Source organism: Streptomyces aureus (genome assembly GCF_001418135.1).
Classification (GTDB): Bacteria; Actinomycetota; Actinomycetes; order Streptomycetales; family Streptomycetaceae; genus Streptomyces; species Streptomyces aureus_A.
Genome location: NZ_LIPQ01000081.1, coordinates 1 through 16,939, shown reverse-complemented (window position 1 = coordinate 16,939; position 16,939 = coordinate 1). Strand labels below are relative to the sequence as shown.

The window sequence follows — 16,939 nt, the reverse complement described above, 5'->3', positions numbered from 1 at the left end:
CGGCGGCGGCCTTGTCGGCCGCCTCCTTCTTCGCCTCGGCGTCCTTGGCGGCGCGGAGACGAGCCGTCTCCTCCGCGGACTTCTTGGCGACGGAGTCGGCAGCGGCGGCCTGGACGTCGGCCTGCTCCGAGAGGGACGAGACCTGTACCTGGGCCTGTTCGCCCACGGGGATGTCCGCGAGCAGCGTGGTGTCGGCCGCGGTGGCCTCGAAGTTGTCGTCCGAGGACTGAGCGGCGTTACCCGACGCAACGCCCATGACGGCGCCGACGGTGGTGACCGCAGTGGCAGAAGCCACCGCGAATCCCCGGACCGAGATCCGGCTCACACGGTTTCCTTCCAGCACGCCCGCACAGGTGACCACGCGGGCGAAATCGTGCCCCTGGCGCTGGTCTCCGACGTACTCGGTCACAGAAGACACGGGCCCGTGGTGCTGTGGGCGGCATACGGCGAACGGCTGTGGAGTTATGTGGTTGTGCGCCTGAAGGTGCACGGGTGCCGTATGCGGGGCCTGACGGAAGCAAGACTCTGCCGGACGGCGACACCGCAAGGCAATTCTGAGTTGCGTGTGAAAGCTCACACCTGGGCGGGGGCAGGTGTTTTCGAAGATAGGGCGGACATGGGGGCGCCGTCCGGCTAAGCTCCTGCGCTCTGCCGGGCGGCGCCAACTTCCGTACGTGTACGGACGCGTACGAATCGGGTCAGATCTGACCGTCCTCCAGCATCTCCGTCACGAGCGCCGCGATCTGGGAGCGCTCGGAGCGGGTGAGGGTGACATGGGCGAAGAGCGGATGCCCCTTCAGTTTCTCGACCACGGCGACGACTCCGTCGTACCGACCGACCCTGAGGTTGTCCCGCTGGGCGACATCATGGGTCAGAACGACCCGGGAATTCGCCCCGATTCGGGACAGAACGGTCAACAGGACGTTCCGCTCCAGGGACTGGGCCTCGTCCACGATGACGAACGCGTCGTGGAGCGAACGGCCCCGGATGTGGGTGAGCGGCAGGACCTCCAGCATCCCGCGGCCGAGGACCTCTTCCACCACCTCACGGCTCGCGACCGAGGACAGCGTGTCGAAGACGGCCTGAGCCCACGGGCTCATCTTCTCCGCCTCGCTGCCCGGCAGGTAGCCGAGCTCCTGGCCGCCGACCGCGTACAGCGGACGGAAGACCATCACCTTCTGGTGCTGACGGCGCTCCAGGACCGCCTCCAGGCCCGCGCAGAGCGCGAGCGCGGACTTGCCGGTGCCGGCCCGGCCGCCCATGGAGATGATGCCGACGTCCGGGTCGAGGAGCAGATCCAGCGCGATCCGCTGCTCGGCGCTGCGGCCGCGGAGCCCGAAGGCCTCCCGGTCGCCGCGGACCAGCCGTACGTTCCCCTCGGCGGTGATCCGGCCGAGCGCCTTGCCCCGCTCCGACTGGAGCACCAGGCCCGTGTGGACCGGAAGCTCGGCGGCCTCCGGCACGTACAGCGACTCCTGGTCGTAGAGCAGGTCCACCTGCTCGCCGGAGAGCGCCAGCTCGGACATCCCGGTCCAGCCGTTGGCGTCCGTGATGGCCAGCTCGGCGCGGTACTCCTCGGCGAGGAGTCCGACCGACGAGGCCTTGATGCGCAGCGGCAGGTCCTTGGAGACGACCGTGACGTCGTACCCCTCCGCCTGGAGGTTCCGCGCGACCGCGAGGATCCGTGAGTCGTTGTCCCCCAACCTGTAGCCGGCGGGCAGTACGCCGGGGTCGGAATGGTTGAGTTCGACACGCAGGGTGCCGCCCAGCTCCCCGATGGGGAGCGGGGCGTCCAGGCGCCCGTACCGGACCCGGAAGTCGTCCAGGAGGCGCAGGGCCTGCCGGGCGAAGTACCCGAGTTCGGGGTGGTGCCGCTTGGCCTCCAGCTCCGTCACCACGACGATCGGGAGCACTACCTCGTGCTCCTCGAAGCGCGACATGGCGTTGGGGTCGGCCAGCAGGACGCTGGTGTCGAGAACATAGGTGCGCCGGTCGGAAAGGCGGCGCTTCGTGCTGGTCACCACGGAAGGACAGACCCCCTCGGAAGACCCCTGTGAGGTCGGGGTGCGACGGAACCGGTGTCGCTGCGGAATGGGACCGGGTTCGGGCCGCCGTGCACGGGCCGAACCACGGCCCTCCGCTTCTCCCGTACGTGTCCCGCACGGTCGTCCTGGTGCAAGGGGCCTCCCGGGTGGCGGTCTCCGTGCCGCTCACTTCACCAGGGATATGCCCTCGAACAGGCTCTGCCATGCCATGGCATATGACGACGTGTTCGTGAACACGAGGTGATCGGTTCCGATCGGGCCCCCGGGGTATTCCGGGGAGCCGGGGGGACGCCGGGAATCAGGTTCCGTAACGCCGGTGACGGGCGGCGTAGTCGCGCAGCGCCCGCAGGAAGTCGACCTTACGGAAGGCCGGCCAGTGCACTTCACAGAAGTAGTACTCGGAATGGGCGCTCTGCCACAGCATGAATCCGGACAGCCGCTGCTCGCCGCTGGTGCGGATCACCAGGTCCGGGTCGGGCTGACCGCGCGTGTAGAGGTGCTCCGAGATGTGCTCGACGTCGACGATCTCGGCGAGCTCCTCGAAGCTCGTGCCGCGCTCCGCGTGCTCCAGGAGCAGCGAGCGGACCGCGTCCGCGATCTCCTGCCGGCCGCCGTAGCCCACGGCCACGTTCACGAGTATCCCCGTGTTGTCGTGGGTGGCCTGCTCGGCCTCCTTGAGCACCGACTGGGTACGGGCGGGCAGCAGGTCCATCGTGCCGACGTGGTTGACGCGCCAGCGGCCGTCGGCGGCGAGCGCCCGCACGGCGTTCTCGATGATGCCGAGCAGCGGGACGAGCTGCTCCTCGGGCCGGTTCAGGTTGTCCGTGGAGAGCATCCAGAGCGTGACGACCTCGACGTCGGTCTCGGCGCACCAGCCGAGCAGCTCCTGGATCTTGTCCGCGCCCGCCTTGTGGCCCTGCTCGGGCGTGCCGCCCGAGGCCTTGGCCCAGCGGCGGTTCCCGTCGAGGATGACCCCGATGTGCTTGGGCACCTGGGCATGGTCGAGGCGGCCTTCCACCCGGCGTGCGTAGAGCCCGTACACCAGGTCGCGCAGGTTCACTGTTCTTTACCTCTCCATGCAACGGCAGGCCCGCCATGCCGCGGCGGTCCGCAAGCCGCCACACTACTGCGGACGGGCGACAGGCTCCCAGCCCGGGACTGTCACAAGTCCGTGATAAGCAGAGATACGTGACTGATTCCCCCCTGTACCGCGCCGCCGCGGACCGTTACGACTCCATGGAGTACCGCCGCTCGGGCCGCAGCGGCCTCAAGCTTCCCGCGATCTCTCTCGGCCTCTGGCACAACTTCGGCGACGACCGCGCGCTCGACACCCAGCGCGCGATCCTGCGCCGCGCCTTCGACCTCGGCGTCACCCACTTCGACCTGGCGAACAACTACGGGCCGCCGCCCGGCTCCGCCGAGCTGAACTTCGGCAAGCTCTTCGCCCAGGACTTCGCGCCCTACCGCGACGAGCTGGTCATCTCCACCAAGGCCGGGTACGAGATGCACCCCGGCCCGTACGGCGAGTGGGGCTCCCGCAAGTACCTGCTGTCCTCGCTCGACGCCTCCCTGAACCGGATGGGCCTCGACCACGTCGACATCTTCTACTCGCACCGCTTCGACCCGCACACCCCGCTGGAGGAGACGATGGGGGCCCTCGCCTCCGCCGTCCAGCAGGGCAAGGCGCTGTACGTGGGCGTCTCCTCGTACAACAGCGAGCAGACCGCCGAGGCCGCGCGGATCCTGCGCGAGATGGGTGTCCCGGCCCTCATCCACCAGCCCTCGTACTCGATGATCAACCGCTGGACCGAGGACGACGGTCTCCTCGACACGCTGGAGGAGGCCGGCATGGGCTGCATCTCCTTCGTGCCGCTGGCACAGGGGCTGCTCACCAACAAGTACCTGAAGGGCATCCCGGAGGGCTCGCGGGCCACCCAGGGCAAGTCCCTCGACCCGAACCTGCTCTCCGACGAGGTGCTGCGGCGGCTGCGCGGTCTCGCGGACATCGCGGGCCGGCGCGGCCAGTCGCTGGCGCAGCTGGCGCTGTCGTGGGTGCTGCGCGACGAGCGGATGACCTCGGCGCTGATCGGCGCGTCCAGCGTCGCCCAGCTGGAGGAGAACGTGGCGGCTCTCGCGGCCGCGCCGCTGACCTCCGACGAGCTGACGGAGATCGACTCGTTCGCCGTGGACACCCAGGGCACGAACATCTGGGCCGGCCGGGGCTGACGCTTCCGGAGTGACCGGGGGCAGGCCCTGTGGGGATCCGGGGCAGGCACTGGCGGGATCCGGGAAAGAAAAAACGGGCCGGTCCGTGGGGGGGATACGGACCGGCCCGAGGGGGGGTTTCCACCATAACCCTTCGATAGTCGTGTTGCGCGCCACGTACGCCGAACGAACCTCGGCGAATTCGCCGGATCCCAGTCGGGACAAGGGATGCAGGGGGCTGTGGCGGGTTTGCGCCCCGGCGCGGCGGCGGAGTTCCGTCCCTCCGAAGAGGGACCGCCCGGGCCGGGCGCCGCGTTGACGGGGGCAGCCGCCCGGGACGGTTTTCCGGCAGGTCAGGACCCGGACGCGCGGGTGCGCGAGCCGATGCCGTCACGGCGGGCGACGGGGCGGTGACCTGCGGGCACAGGTCAGGGAAGCGCGGTGAACGCGCCGAGGAGGAGCCCCAGCAACCCGCCCGCGAGCATGAACGGGCCGAAGGGGATCGCCGAGGAGCGGTCGGCGCGTCGAAGCAGGACGAGTCCGAGGCCGTACAGCGCGCCGAGCAGGAACCCCGCGAAGGCCCCGGCGAAGAGCACGCCCCAGCCGTACCAGCCGAGTGCGGCACCGAGCGGCAGAGCCAGCTTGACGTCCCCGAAACCGAGTCCGCTCGGGTTGACCAGGAAGAGCACCAGATAGGCCCCGCCGAGCGCGAGCGCGCCGAGCAGCGCGTGGAGCCAGGAGCCCGCGTCGTACGGCAGGAGCTCGGCGACGCCGAGGAGCAGAGGCACCGCGGCGGCGAGCGGCAGGGTGAGACCGTCCGGAAGCCGGTGCACGCGCGCGTCGACACTGGCCAGGAGAACGGCGAAGGGCGCGCCGAGCAGCCAGACCGCCAGCTCGGGCCGGGGCCCGCCGGTGGCGGCGGCGAGCGCGGCGCACGCGAGCGCGGTGAGCAGAGGCGCGGCGAGCGGCCCGGGGACCGTCGCGCACTCCTGCCGCCCGGGGCCGCCGAGCCAGCCGCGCGCGGGCCCCACGAGCACGTGCCCGGCGGGGCAGCGGTCGCGCCACGGCTCCTCGGGCGCCACGGAGAGCCGGTACGCGGCGCGCGGCACGAGCAGCCCGGCGGCGGCGCCCCAGAGGGCGGCGAGGGCGATCACGGTGACGTACACGGAGCCGACCCTAGGGTCGGCGGGCCGCTACGGTCTGGCGCATGGGGAAATGGGCGGACGGGACGGGGACGCTGGCGACCGGCACGGTCCGGGAGGTGCCACTGGAGGTGGCGGCCTCGTACCGCGCGCGGCGGCGGGGGCTGCTCGGGCGGGACGGGATCGCGGGGGCGATGCTCATCGTCCGGACGAACAGCGTGCACACCTTCGGGATGCGCTTCGCGATCGACGTGGCCTATCTGGACCGCTCGTTCACGGTCCGCTCCGTCGTCACGATGCGCCCGGGACGGCTCGGCATGATCCGGCCGCGCGGCCGCCACGTCCTGGAGGCGGAGGCGGGCGCGATGGCGGGCTGGGGGCTGCGGCCGGGGGTACGCGTGCGCGTGGAGACGGGCACCGGGCCCGGGAGCCCGGACGGGGACCTCACGGCGGGCCCGACCCCAGCAGGGTGAAGGCCCCGTACACGGCGGAGGCGAGCGCGAGCCCGGCGAGGACCGGCACGGCGGTCCGGACCCGGAGCCGCGCGAGGGCCACGGCGGGCGGGAGCAGCAGCCCGAACGCGGGCATCATCAGCCGCGGCCGGGAGCCGAAGTACGCGGCGCCGACGAGCGAGACGAACACGACGCCGGTCGTGTAGACGAGCAGGGGCAGCGGCTGCCGCTGCCGCACGCAGAGGGCGACCAGCCATCCGAGCAGCGCGAGCGCCGCGCAGAGGCCGAGGGCGGCGGGCCACGGCAGGCCGGCGATGAACCGGGCGAGGGCGACACCGCCGTCGATGGAGTTGCCCCAGGCGGCCTGCACGTCGAAGTAGGCGGTCGCACTGTCCTGGCGGACACCGACGTACGCGATGTACGCGAGCCAGCCGAGCGGCGCGATCAGGACCCCGGCCACCGTCCGCGGGGGCAGCCTCCGGTCGCGTACCAGCGTGACGAGTGCGGTGATCCCGAGGGCGGCGATCAGGGCGACGGCCGTCGGCCGGGTGAGCCCGGCGGCCACGCACAGGGCGCCGGCCAGGATCCAGCGCCCGCGCAGGACCGCGTACAGCGACCAGGCGGCGAAGGCGGTGAACAGCGTCTCCGTGTACGCCATCGACTGGACGAACGCGGTCGGGTACACGCCCCAGAGGACGGCGAGCAGAACGCCGGCGCGGGTTCCGAAGGCCTGCTCGCCGCACCGGAACATGCCCCAGGCCGCGGCGAGCCCGGCCGTCCAAGAGACGAGCAGCCCGGCGGTGGCCGCGTCCAGCGGGAGGACGTCGGACAGGCCGCGCTCCAGGGCCGGGAGGAGCGGGAAGAAGGCCAGGTCGGGGTGGACGTCGCCGTTCGGCAGGGTGGCCTGGTACCCGTAACCGTTCTCGGCGATCCGCACGTACCAGACGGAGTCCCAGCGGCCCTTGAGCCGGTGCAGCCCGTCCTCGCCGGCGACGGCGGAGGCGATAGCGAGGACCGCCAGGCCGATGAGGCGGGTCACGGCGTACCCGCCGACCGCGAGGACGGCGGGGTCGAGGGTACGGAGGGGACGGACAGCGCGGGTGCGACGGCTGAGTACGGGCGGGGACGGCGGGGACATGCGCCCGATTATCCCGGCGGGGCGCGTGCCTCAGCCCAGCGGCCTTATGCGGACGAACTTCGCGGCCATGACGGGGCCGAGCTGCTGGACGATGGCGTGCCCCGGCTCGTGCGGGGAGGGCAGGTCGCCGAGGAAGGAGGTGACGATGACCTCGTCGACGCCGAGGACACCACGACAGCTCTGCTCCTCCAGGAAGGCGAGGGTGCGGCGCCAGTCCGTCGCGCACGGGGACTCGCCGAGGAAGGAGCGGACGGTGTCCTGGACGACGTCCCAGAAGAACACGTGCGGATGCACACCACCCTGATGGAAGACATGGTTCTCGTACACGTCCCGGAACTCGGGGATCCGGGTGACGAGATCGCTGACCAACTGCACACTCTGCGCGCTCTGGACACTCTGCGCGCTCCGCAGACCCGGGGCCGCGCCCGGAGTCTCGCCCGTCGTCGTCATCCGTCCAGAATGCTCCTGCCCGACGAGCTTGTCCCCCCACCTTTGCGCATTCCTGACGACGGCTTTCGACAGGTTTTCCACAGGGGGTGCGAAGTGTCCCCCTTCCGTGGTTCGTTGGGCGTATGTACGAGTTGGCGATCCTCGCCAGGGGCGGGGTCCTCCTGACGGTCTGGGCGGTCGCGGCGGGCTGGCCGCCGGGCCGTCTGACCGGCCGTCTGCGCGGGGACGGCTGGCAGCGGATCTGCCGGGGCGCGTGGGCGGCCCCCGGCAAGGACGTGGACTGGCGGGTGCGGGCGACGGCGCTCCAGCTCCTGCGCCCGGAGTGGGTGTGCAGCCACGGGACGGCGGCGAGACTGCACCGCATCGAGCGGCTGGGGGCGCCGGGACCGGTGGACCGTCTGGAGTTCACCGCCCCGGCCCGGTCCCGCTCGACCGTCGGCGAGGGGACGCGGGTGCGCGTCCACGGCACGAGGTTCCTGACGGCCGGCGACGGGTCGATACGCCGGGGCCTGCGGACGACGACCCCGGCGCGGACGGTCGGCGACCTGATACGGGCGGCCGGCAGCCGGGAGGAGGCCGTGGTGGTCGCCGACTCGGCACTCGCGCGGCGGGCGGTCGAGGGGGTGCGGCGCGAGGCACTCGTCCGATACGAGGACCTCGCCGCCGAACTCGCCGCGCCCCGGCGGGGAGCGTCCCGCGCCCGGGCCTGGCTGCGGCTCGCCGCACCGGCGTCGGGCTCACCGGCGGAGACGGTGGCGAGGCTGCGGATGGGCGACGCGGGCCTCTTCCCGGAATGCCAGCCGATCCTGCGGACGGCGGCCGGACCACCCCTGCGCCCGGACTTCCTGTTCCGCGCGCAGGGCCTGGCGGTGGAGGTCGAGGGCTACGCCTTCCACGGCACCCGCCGGGCCCACGAGCGGGACGTGGCCCGCTTCAACGCGCTGCAGTCCTGCCCGGAGATCCGCCGGATGCTGCGGTTCACGGCGGGCGAGGTCTTCCGGCATCCGGACCGGATGACGGCCACGATCAGGGCGGCGCTCGCTCTCTGACGGGGAGGACCGACGAGACGTCGCCCCGCCCGCCCTCAGGGCGCGACGGGTGGCGTGGTGCGGGGGAACGAGATCTCGACGCGACGGTTCTTCTTGCGGCCCTCCTCGGAGCCGTTGTCGGCGATCGGGTAGTCCTCGCTGTAACCGCGGATGTCGAACGTCGTGCCCGGGTCGAGACTCCGCGCGAGGACCTGCTGCACGGCGACGGCCCGCTCCTTGGACAGCTTGAGCCCGTGCTCGTACGTACCGAGGTTGTCGGTGAACCCGAAGACGCGGACCCGGCCGGAGCCGAGCTTGTCGATCTCGGCGGCGATGGCGGCGATTCGGGCGTGGGAGGCGGCCCCGAGCTTGGCACTGTTCTTGGGGAACAGGACCTCGGCCTGCAGCGCGAACGTCACGTCCACGTTGGTGTCCTGACGGCGCTGCTCACCACCCTCGTCCTCGACGATCTGCTTGATGTCGAGCACCTTGGCGGCGGCGAGGGTGGCACCGTCGGGGAGCATCAGCCCGGGCGCGTTGGGGTCGATGGCCGGGGGCGGCGAGGCGCTGGCGGCGGACCCGGGCGGATCGTCGGCGTACGCGACGGGCACGGCGAGGGGCCCCAGGGCGACGGAGGCGACCAGAAGGGCGGCGAGGCGTCGGGATGTCGTCGTCATGGCGTCGCCTCAGGAGAGTTTGAGGGTGGCGGGTTCGAAGGTGGGGAGCTGGAAGGAGACTTCGGTGGTGGAGGCGGGGGGTGCGGGGAATTGCATGAAGACGGCGGTGGATTTACTGGGACCCAGGCTGTCGAGCCCAGTGGTGGTGAGCGGCCGCCCATCGGTATCCCTCAGGACGTAGTAGCGCTTCTTGCCAACGGCGTCGACAAGGGTGGCGCCCCCCAACGAAGTCCCGTGTTTAACCACTTCTGTCTCATCACCGCTTGTCTGAGGAGGAACGACGCTGATGGCGCCAGAGGTGTTCCGCAATCGCCCCTTGACGGTGAGGAATCCTCCTGCGTCGCGTTCCGCAGAGTTGATCTCCAGCTCGAGTCCCTTCTGACCCTTGACTTTGGCCACCACCTCCACGGGTTCCTCCGTGCTCTGCGGCTGTTGCCCTTCCTGCGTCTTCTGAGGTGCCGCAGTGGTCGCGGTCGGCTTGTCCGTCTTCGGCTTCTCCTCGGCTCCGCAGCCGACCGCGAGAAGTGCCATCGACCCGACCGCGAGGGAGGCCAGCCCCTTTCGGGCGTACCGAACATTCATGAAGCGCGCTTCCTTTACTCGTCGTCGCCGGCCAGCCGGACAGTGAAGAGATCTACGGCACTGGGCAGAACCGGGTCGTCGGGGTCAATCGTCCAGGCCTCTTCACCACAGATGAGTCCGGTGATCGGCTCCGGCTCCTCCTCCGGTTCCGTGGGGTCGGGATCCGGCGCGGTTTGCTCCGGTTCAGGCTCGTCCGGGGCCGTGAAGGTGCATTTCGGCTCGATCAGCGCTTTCGCGGATGCGACGGCATGCTGCGCCTCGGCTCCCGGGAGACCGACGCTTTCCTCCGTACGCACGGTGACGCTGAAACCCTGTTGTCCCGCAAGACGGATGCAATCGCCGTCTGGGAGCACCCCGTCGTTCTTCGCTGCGAAGGCAGCTGCGTGCCGACACGCCGAGGAGGTGTCGTAGGTCCTCCCCTTGAGGAACCCGTCCCACTGTTCAGGATCGAGAACCACTCCGAGCCACCCTTCGCGGAGCTGATTCCGGGCATCCTCCGCGGCTGCGAGTGCCGCCGCGTCGGCCGCAGTCTGGGCGCCGTTACGCGTCGCCGCGGCCTGCCCCACCACGAAGTAGACGAACGCCAAGAACAGCAGACCCCCGATGGCAGCGATGTATACCGGGAACGCCTGCCCTGAGTCCCGCCCCCGGCATGCAGCGCCTACTCGCCGCCGCCACCAGTCAGCTCCGCGATCTTCTGGCTGATCGCACCCTTGATCGACTGCCCGATGTCCGTGCCGGTGATCGCGACCACGATCGCAACCACCACCACGATGATCCCCAGATACTCCACCGCCGTCTGCCCGCGATCCCCTCGCAGCAGTCGCGCGGTCACTCCCACCTTGGCCCTCGTCAGGGCCTTCAGCATCGCGTCGTTCATCGTGGTCCCCTCCGCGTTCAGACGCCTGTGCTCGGGTACGGTTCGCCGACCGGCGGGTCGGCGGACAGGGCCCGTGGGCCGTGTGGGCCCTGATCATCGGCTGGGCCTCCTGCCCAGCCGGGAGGCTATGGCCTCGGCCCGTGTGCGGGTGGCGATGTGACGGTTCTCAAGGCTCCTCGCAATCACGACCATCACCCCCCTCCCTCACACTCAGTCCGCACTGTGGCACATCCTGTTGTGCGCGCGAAGGCCTTTCCCGTGAATATGTCACCGCCCTCCCCCTCGGCCCCTCACTCGCCCGTCACCGACCCGAAGTCCGTTCCCGTGCCCAGGAACAGGCCCGCGCCCAGCAGGATCATCGTCGCCGGGACCATCAGCGTCGTGATGACCATCGTCGCCTTCGGGACCGCCTTCGCCGCCTTCCTGCGCGCGTTCTGCGCGTCCGTGCGCCGCATGTCGTTCGCGATCTGGATCAGCGTGTCCACGATCGGCGCGCCCAGCTCCTCGCCCTGCTGCAGCGCCGTCACGAACTGCGCCACCTGCTCCGAGTCGTTCCTGCGGCGCAGTTCGTCGAAGGCCTGGCGGCGGCTCACGCCCATGTCCATCTGCCGGAGCGTGATGCGGAGTTCGTCCGCCCACGGGCCCTCGTACTTCTCCGCCACCCGTTCCAGCGCCTGCCGGAACCCCAGGCCCGCCGAGACCACGACCGCCAGCACGTCCAGGAAGTCCGGCAGCGTGCGTTCGATCTGGTCCTTGCGGATGCGGACCGCCGACCAGATGCCGACCTCCGTCCAGAACGCGCCGAAGGCGAAGAGGAGGACCGCGACCAGGAAGGATCCCCTGCTCAGCATCAGCAGGCCGCCCAGGACCCCCAGGAAGCCGTAGACCGCCCGCCTCGCCCCGTACCGGTCGATCGTCAGGCCGCCGGGGTTTCCGGCCAGGTCGATCCGGCGCCGGACCGCGTTGACCCTCTTGGGGCCCATCAGGCGGAGCACGGTCGGCGACCATTGCATGCCCAGGCGGTCGACGGCCGAGTCGACGGCCCCGGTGCGGGTGGCGCCGACCTCCAGGGCGAGCCGGAGGTCGTCGGGGAGCTTGGCGTCCGCGCGGTAGAGGCGGATGCCGTACGCGGCCCCGGCCACGGCGAGGCCCGCGAGGAGGGCGAGGAGGAGGTCCACGGCGGCTGTCCCGTCCCTACACGTCGATCTTGGAGAAGCGGCGGATGGCGATGAAGCCCACCACGTACAGGGCGAACGCCGCGACGACGGCGAACTGCCCCAGCCCCGAACCGGTCATCCGGTCCAGCGCGCCGGGCTGCATGTTGTCGATGAGCAGGAGCGAACCGACGCCGATGACGGGGACGGAGTACGCGGTCATGCTCACCTGCGAGAGCTGGGTGCGGACCTCACGCCGGGTCTCCTTGCGTTCCTCCAGCGTCTCGGTGAGGTTCCGCAGGGAGGACACGACGGTGCCGCCGGCCCGGTTGGCGAGGACCAGGGTGGTGACGAGGACTACGAGTTCGCGGGACGGGAGGCGTTCGGCGAGCTCCCCCAGGGCGTCGTCGAGCGACGTTCCGACGGCCAGCTGCTGTGCCACCTTCTCCAGTTCGTCACCGGCCGGCGCCTCCATCTCGTCGGCGGCGAGACTGAGGGCCATCCGGAGCGCGAGTCCGGCCTGCGTGGCGTTGGCCAGGATGCGGGAGAGTTCCGGGAGTTGGTTGATGAACTTCTCGATGCGCTTCTGACGCTGCCAGCCGAGATAGCCCATGGCCACCCAGACGCCGAGCAGTCCGCAGATCGGGCCGAAGAACGGCGACAGCGCGGACTGGCCGACGACCCACAGGACCGCCACCGTCGCCGCCAGGGCCACCGTGAACTCGCCCGGCGTGATGTCGAGACCGGTCGCCGCGATCCGCAGCTCCAGCTTCCGGCCGAGGGCCGTCCGGCGGACGCGCCGGTCGACGCCCTGGAAGCGGCGCCTGCGACGGCCGGTCGCCTCGGGCGCGCCCGACTCGTCGAGCCGCGCGACGAGCGCCGCGTGCCGGCGGGCCCCGCTCGCGTACAGCTGGATCCCGATGATGCCGAGGACGCAGCAGAGCAGCGCGACGCCGATCGTCAGCCAGAAGGGGTCGATCATGTGCCTTGCTCCTCGTCGGCTCTCGTCGGCATCAGTCGGCTTCGCGGGTGGTGAGGTGGGCATCCGTCACGGCCACGCCGAAGGCCTGCGGAATGGGCTGGCCGGCCAGGTAGAGCCGCTCCGCTACCCGCCTCGGCAGCGGGTGGTACGTGAACTGCCCGTACACCCGCCCGTCCGCGGCCACGGGTTGCGCCTGGAAGCGGCACACCGTGGCGAGCAGGAAGCGCTCGCGCCCGTGGGAGGCGAGGACGGAGATCTCGGTGATCCGGCGGGTGCCGTCGGGGTGGCGGGTGAGCTGGACGAGGACGTCCACGGCGCTGTTGATCTGGTCCCGGAGCGCCTCGAACGGCACCTTGACCTCCGACATCGACGCCAGCGTCTGGAGCCGCATCAGGGCGTCCTCGGCCGAGTTGGCGTGGACGGTGGCGAGCGAGCCGTCGTGGCCGGTGGACATCGCCTGGAGCATGTCGAGGGTCTCGCCGCCGCGGACCTCACCGACGATGATCCGGTCGGGCCGCATGCGGAGCGAGTTGCGGACGAGATCGCGGATGGAAATGGCTCCGCGGCCCTCGATGTTCGGCGGGCGGGCCTCCAGCCGGATCACATGGGACTGCTGGAGCTGGAGTTCGGCCGAGTCCTCGATGGTGATGATGCGCTCGCCGTCGGGGACGAGTCCGGAGAGGGCGTTGAGGAGCGTGGTCTTACCGGTGCCGGTGGCACCCGAGACGATCAGGTTGAATTTGGCCTGAACCAGTCCCGACAACAGGAGCAGCATCTGCTCGTCGAGCGAACCGAGGCCGATCATCTCGTGGAGGGTGTACGCCCGGGGGAAGCGGCGGATGGTGAGGGTGGCCCCGGTGAGCGAGAGGGGCGGGATGATGACGTTGACGCGCTCGCCGGACGGCAGTCGGGCGTCGACCATCGGGTTCGACTCGTCGACCCGCCGGTTGACGGTGGACACGATCCGCTCGATGGTCTGCATCAGCTGGTCGTGGGAGGCGAAGCGGAGCGGCAGCAGTTCGACGCGGCCGGCCCGCTCGATGAAGATCTGGTCGGGGCCGTTGACCATGATCTCGGTGATCGAGGCGTCTTCGAGGAGCGGTTCGAGTACGCCGAGCCCGAGGGCCTCGTCGACGACACGACGGATCAGCTGGGCCCGTTCGGCGGTGGAGAGGACGGGCCCCTCGCGGCTGATGATGTGCCCGAGGACGCGCTCCAGACGGGCGCGCCGCTCGGCGGCCGCGAGCGCGGACATCTCGGTGAGGTCGATCTCCTCCAGGAGTTTGGCGCGGAAGGAGGCGACCAGATGGCCGTCCTCCCTGGCCGCCGCGCCGCCCCCGTGGTCCTCGGGGGCGTTGATCCGGGCCCGCAGACTCATGATTCGTGGTCCCTTCTCACTCGTCCTCCTCGTCGGGCAGGGGCATGGTGGCGGTCTTCTCGACGCTGCCGAAGTCGTCCACGAAGGGCACGACGGACGGGATCTTCACTCTGACGGTGACGGTGACCTCGTCGCCCCCCGGGGAGCCGACTACGACGGAAGGGTCGACCCAGCCGCTCACGGCGGCGGTGGCGGCCGTCTGGGCGTCGGGCCCGTCCTCCGCGTCGCTGCTCTCCGCCCGTGCGGCCGCGCGGGCCGCCGTGCCCGCCTGCTGCGCGGCGTACGCGGCGATGCCGAGCTGAAGCCCGGCGAGGCCGACGATCAGCAGGATCGGCAGGAAGCCGAGGTACTCGATGGCGGCCTGGCCGCGGTCGCGCCGCCCCTCTCGCGGGTCTCTCCTCATCGCGTGAGGCCCCTCTCGTCCACGGCCCCCGCCTTGGCGTTCACCGGGAAGAGGCCTCCCAGGCCGGGGACGAGGACCGGAACCTCGACGGAGACCCGGACGTGGACCATGCCGCCGCTCACGTCTCCGCAGCCCCCACCGGAGACACTCCAGGCGCCGCCGATATGGCGTCCGGCGGCCGCCGTCCCGTCGTCGCCGACGGCGCACGCCCGCGCCGCCTCGTCCGCCGCGTTCCCCGCGAGCGTGTACGTGTACCCGACCAGGACGATCTGCCAGAGCAGCGCGAGGGTCAGGAGGATCAGCGGCACCATGCCGAGGAACTCGACCGCCACCTGCCCCCTGTCGTCCCTGCCCGGGCCCTGGTGGATGCGCATGGTTCAGCGCCCTCCGGCGCGGCGTCGCAGCCCCAGCGAGCCCCGGTCGCCCGCCCGTGCGAGCTGTTTGCCGGGCTGTCCGGCCGCCGGCGCCGCGGCCGGTGCCTGGACCAGGCCCAGCTCGCCGGCGAGGGCCCACAGCGCCTGCTTGACCGTCGACTTGGCGTCGAGCTCGTGCAGCCGGCCGGCGTCGACGACCGCCTGGAGCTCCTTGAAGTGGGCGGGGACGGCGACGCCCGCGACCCGGGTGCCGGTGATCTTCTGGACGAGGGGCGGCTGGATCTCGGTGGAGCGGTGGTGCCGGTTGACCAGGGTCACCGTCTCCTCGGCCTTGCGGACCTGGAGCCGTTCCCACATGCGTACGGTCCGCTTGGCCGCCCGGACGGCGACCACGTCCGGCGTGGCGACGAGGACGGCGGTGTCGGCCATCTCGATCGCGGCGGCGTTGGCGCTGTTGAGCTGGGAGCCGCAGTCGACGACGACGACCTCGTGCCGGCCGCGCAGGGCACTGACGATCTGGCGGGCGGCCCGGTCGGTGACCTCCTCGCCGCGCTCGCCCTCCGCCGGGGCGAGGAGCAGGGAGAGGCCGGTCTCGTGGACGTACACGGCGTCCTGGAGGACGCGCGGCGAGATGTCGGCGATGGAGGCGAGGTCGGCCACGGAGCGCCGGAACTGGACGTCCAGGTACGAGGCGATGTCGCCGCTCTGGAGGTCCATGTCGACGAGCGCGACGGTACGCCCGGAGGCGCGGGCCGCGAGGGCCAGGTGGACGGCGGTGACGGTGGCGCCGACACCGCCCTTGGCGCCGCTGACGGTGACGACGGTGCCGCCGGGGCCGGTGACCTGGTCGGCCCCCGCGCCGAGGTGGCGGCGGACGCCGACGGACCACTGGGCGGCGGCCTGGACGCGGCTGGCGAGCTCCTCGTAGCCGAGGGGCAGGGTGACGAGTCCCCGCGCGCCGGAGTCCATGGCGGCGGAGAAGAGGACGGGGCTCGCGTCGGCGGTGATGAGGACGACGCCGACGGCGGGGAAGCGGAGGGCGACCTCGCGGACGAGGTCGAGCGCCGGGACGGGGCCGATCCGCTCGTGCACCAGGACGACCTCGGGAAGCTCGTCGAGCGAGGCGGCGGCGAGCCGCGCGAGGGTGTCGACGAGCTGGGTGGAGTCGGTGACCGGAGGGGCGGGCTCGGCGTCGGGGAGCTGCCCGATGAGCGTGGTGACGGACCGGGCCGCGTCGGGGTCGCCGACGGCCGGCAGGATCCTGGTGGTCATACCGGCCTCACTTGTCCTTGTCGAGCGTGTAGGTGCGGTCGCGCTGGTCGGCGGGGGCGCCGCCGGTGGTGGGGGCGACCAGGGCGAGGCGTACGTGCTCGGCGAACGACTCGGCGTACGCGACGCGCTGGGCGTCGAGGGTGGAGAGGGCGAAGGAGATCGGCACGGCCTCGTTGGCGCGTGCGGAGCCCTGGGAGCTGTCCCTGATGGGGGTGAGCTTGCCGACGTCGAGGACGCGGGCGCCGGCGACGATCATGCGGGACTGGGCGGCCTCGCCCTTCTTGTCGCCCGCGAAGGTGGCGTAGATGTTGACGGTGGCGCCCGCGGTGATCTTCCCCGCGACACCGGTGGCGGCGTCGATCATGATCGCGATCTCCTGCTGGCCCGGCTGGAGTTCGGGCTGCTCGACGATCATGTCGGACTGGAGGAGCGAGCCGGCCTTGAGCTGGGTGACGGCGATCCGGCCCTCGATCTGGCGGAGGTCGGTGACGGCGGTCTTCGAGAGCCAGCGCTCCGGCATGGTGATCTTCTCGAACTGGTTCGCCCTCAGGGGGGTGTACGGGGCCACGTTCGCCTTGATCCGGTACGCGGTGGTCTCCGGGCCGACCTTGGAGTTCACGTCGCTGATGACGGCGAGCACACCGGCGAAGGCGCCGATCGCGCACAGGACGGACAGCAGCAGCAGGATCACGCCGCGGCGCTGGCGGGAGTTCATGGCCGTACTACCTCGATCGGAGACATGGGTCCGGGGCGGACGGGAGCGGACGGTCGGGGGCG

General features: G+C 71.3%; 18 protein-coding genes and 2 pseudogenes. 3 read left to right on the top strand and 17 right to left on the bottom strand.

Annotated elements, in window-relative coordinates; all coding sequences use genetic code 11:
* The 3 genes and pseudogenes from AOK00_RS08750 to AOK00_RS08740 form a co-directional block, all read right to left on the bottom strand.
* Positions 1 to 325: pseudogene (locus AOK00_RS08750) on the bottom strand (lytic transglycosylase domain-containing protein); the annotation flags it as partial.
* Between the two features lie 373 nt (positions 326 to 698).
* On the bottom strand, positions 699 to 2,024 hold the full coding sequence (locus AOK00_RS08745; RefSeq protein ID WP_030320537.1) for a PhoH family protein: 1,326 nt from the start codon (positions 2,022 to 2,024) through the stop codon (positions 699 to 701).
* 319 nt (positions 2,025 to 2,343) lie between these two features.
* Positions 2,344 to 3,105: an isoprenyl transferase gene (locus tag AOK00_RS08740; protein ID WP_030320536.1), complete on the bottom strand. Its 762-nt coding sequence runs from the start codon at positions 3,103 to 3,105 to the stop codon at positions 2,344 to 2,346.
* A 128-nt stretch (positions 3,106 to 3,233) separates the two neighbouring features.
* Between AOK00_RS08740 and mgrA the strand changes: the two genes are divergently transcribed.
* Positions 3,234 to 4,271, top strand: a complete 1,038-nt coding sequence (gene mgrA, locus AOK00_RS08735) for an L-glyceraldehyde 3-phosphate reductase (RefSeq protein WP_079041901.1) — start codon at positions 3,234 to 3,236, stop codon at positions 4,269 to 4,271.
* 407 nt (positions 4,272 to 4,678) lie between these two features.
* On the opposite strand, the gene AOK00_RS08730 is transcribed toward mgrA, so the two are convergent.
* Entirely contained in the window at positions 4,679 to 5,416 is a 738-nt protein-coding gene (locus AOK00_RS08730; protein ID WP_055599737.1) for a prepilin peptidase, read from the bottom strand.
* A gap of 41 nt (positions 5,417 to 5,457) precedes the next feature.
* Here AOK00_RS08730 and AOK00_RS08725 point away from each other — a divergent pair, with 41 nt between their 5' ends.
* Positions 5,458 to 5,865, top strand: a complete 408-nt coding sequence (locus AOK00_RS08725) for a DUF192 domain-containing protein (RefSeq protein ID WP_055599736.1) — start codon at positions 5,458 to 5,460, stop codon at positions 5,863 to 5,865.
* Here the strand turns inward: AOK00_RS08725 and AOK00_RS08720 are convergent.
* Positions 5,837 to 6,982 (bottom strand): mannosyltransferase family protein, encoded by a 1,146-nt coding sequence (locus tag AOK00_RS08720; protein ID WP_055599735.1) that lies wholly within the window; start codon positions 6,980 to 6,982, stop codon positions 5,837 to 5,839. The two genes, AOK00_RS08725 and AOK00_RS08720, sit on opposite strands and share 29 nt — an antisense overlap.
* A 30-nt stretch (positions 6,983 to 7,012) precedes the next feature.
* On the bottom strand, positions 7,013 to 7,432 hold the full coding sequence (locus tag AOK00_RS08715) for a hypothetical protein (RefSeq protein ID WP_055599734.1): 420 nt from the start codon (positions 7,430 to 7,432) through the stop codon (positions 7,013 to 7,015).
* A gap of 122 nt (positions 7,433 to 7,554) precedes the next feature.
* On the opposite strand from AOK00_RS08715, the gene AOK00_RS08710 reads away from it, so the two are divergent.
* A complete protein-coding gene (locus AOK00_RS08710; RefSeq protein WP_055599733.1) occupies positions 7,555 to 8,481 on the top strand; it encodes a hypothetical protein in 927 nt (308 codons plus the stop codon).
* A gap of 35 nt (positions 8,482 to 8,516) precedes the next feature.
* On the opposite strand, the gene AOK00_RS08705 is transcribed toward AOK00_RS08710, so the two are convergent.
* From AOK00_RS08705 to cpaB, 11 genes and pseudogenes are all read right to left on the bottom strand, one after another.
* Positions 8,517 to 9,137: an OmpA family protein gene (locus AOK00_RS08705; RefSeq protein ID WP_055599732.1), complete on the bottom strand. Its 621-nt coding sequence runs from the start codon at positions 9,135 to 9,137 to the stop codon at positions 8,517 to 8,519.
* Positions 9,138 to 9,146: 9 nt separating this feature from the next.
* Positions 9,147 to 9,719 carry a hypothetical protein gene (locus AOK00_RS08700; protein ID WP_055599731.1) on the bottom strand — a complete coding sequence of 191 codons (573 nt, stop codon included), beginning with the start codon at positions 9,717 to 9,719 and terminating at the stop codon, positions 9,147 to 9,149.
* A gap of 14 nt (positions 9,720 to 9,733) precedes the next feature.
* Positions 9,734 to 10,342: pseudogene (locus AOK00_RS08695) on the bottom strand (pilus assembly protein TadG-related protein); the annotation flags it as partial.
* Positions 10,343 to 10,380: 38 nt separating this feature from the next.
* On the bottom strand, positions 10,381 to 10,599 hold the full coding sequence (locus tag AOK00_RS08690) for a hypothetical protein (protein ID WP_079041900.1): 219 nt from the start codon (positions 10,597 to 10,599) through the stop codon (positions 10,381 to 10,383).
* A gap of 290 nt (positions 10,600 to 10,889) precedes the next feature.
* On the bottom strand, positions 10,890 to 11,777 hold the full coding sequence (locus AOK00_RS08685) for a DUF5936 domain-containing protein (RefSeq protein ID WP_055599730.1): 888 nt from the start codon (positions 11,775 to 11,777) through the stop codon (positions 10,890 to 10,892).
* A gap of 16 nt (positions 11,778 to 11,793) precedes the next feature.
* Positions 11,794 to 12,735 (bottom strand): type II secretion system F family protein, encoded by a 942-nt coding sequence (locus tag AOK00_RS08680; RefSeq protein ID WP_030320522.1) that lies wholly within the window; start codon positions 12,733 to 12,735, stop codon positions 11,794 to 11,796.
* A 31-nt stretch (positions 12,736 to 12,766) separates the two neighbouring features.
* Entirely contained in the window at positions 12,767 to 14,113 is a 1,347-nt protein-coding gene (locus AOK00_RS08675; protein WP_055599729.1) for a CpaF family protein, read from the bottom strand.
* Between the two features lie 16 nt (positions 14,114 to 14,129).
* Entirely contained in the window at positions 14,130 to 14,516 is a 387-nt protein-coding gene (locus AOK00_RS08670) for a TadE/TadG family type IV pilus assembly protein (protein WP_055599728.1), read from the bottom strand.
* Entirely contained in the window at positions 14,513 to 14,890 is a 378-nt protein-coding gene (locus AOK00_RS08665; RefSeq protein WP_055599727.1) for a TadE/TadG family type IV pilus assembly protein, read from the bottom strand. The genes AOK00_RS08670 and AOK00_RS08665 overlap by 4 nt, the downstream gene beginning before the upstream one ends.
* 3 nt (positions 14,891 to 14,893) lie before the next feature.
* Positions 14,894 to 16,162, bottom strand: coding sequence for an AAA family ATPase (locus tag AOK00_RS08660; protein WP_055599726.1), 1,269 nt, complete (start codon positions 16,160 to 16,162; stop codon positions 14,894 to 14,896).
* A 7-nt stretch (positions 16,163 to 16,169) separates the two neighbouring features.
* Positions 16,170 to 16,877 (bottom strand): Flp pilus assembly protein CpaB, encoded by a 708-nt coding sequence (gene cpaB / locus AOK00_RS08655; RefSeq protein ID WP_055599725.1) that lies wholly within the window; start codon positions 16,875 to 16,877, stop codon positions 16,170 to 16,172.
* Positions 16,878 to 16,939 lie beyond the last annotated feature (62 nt).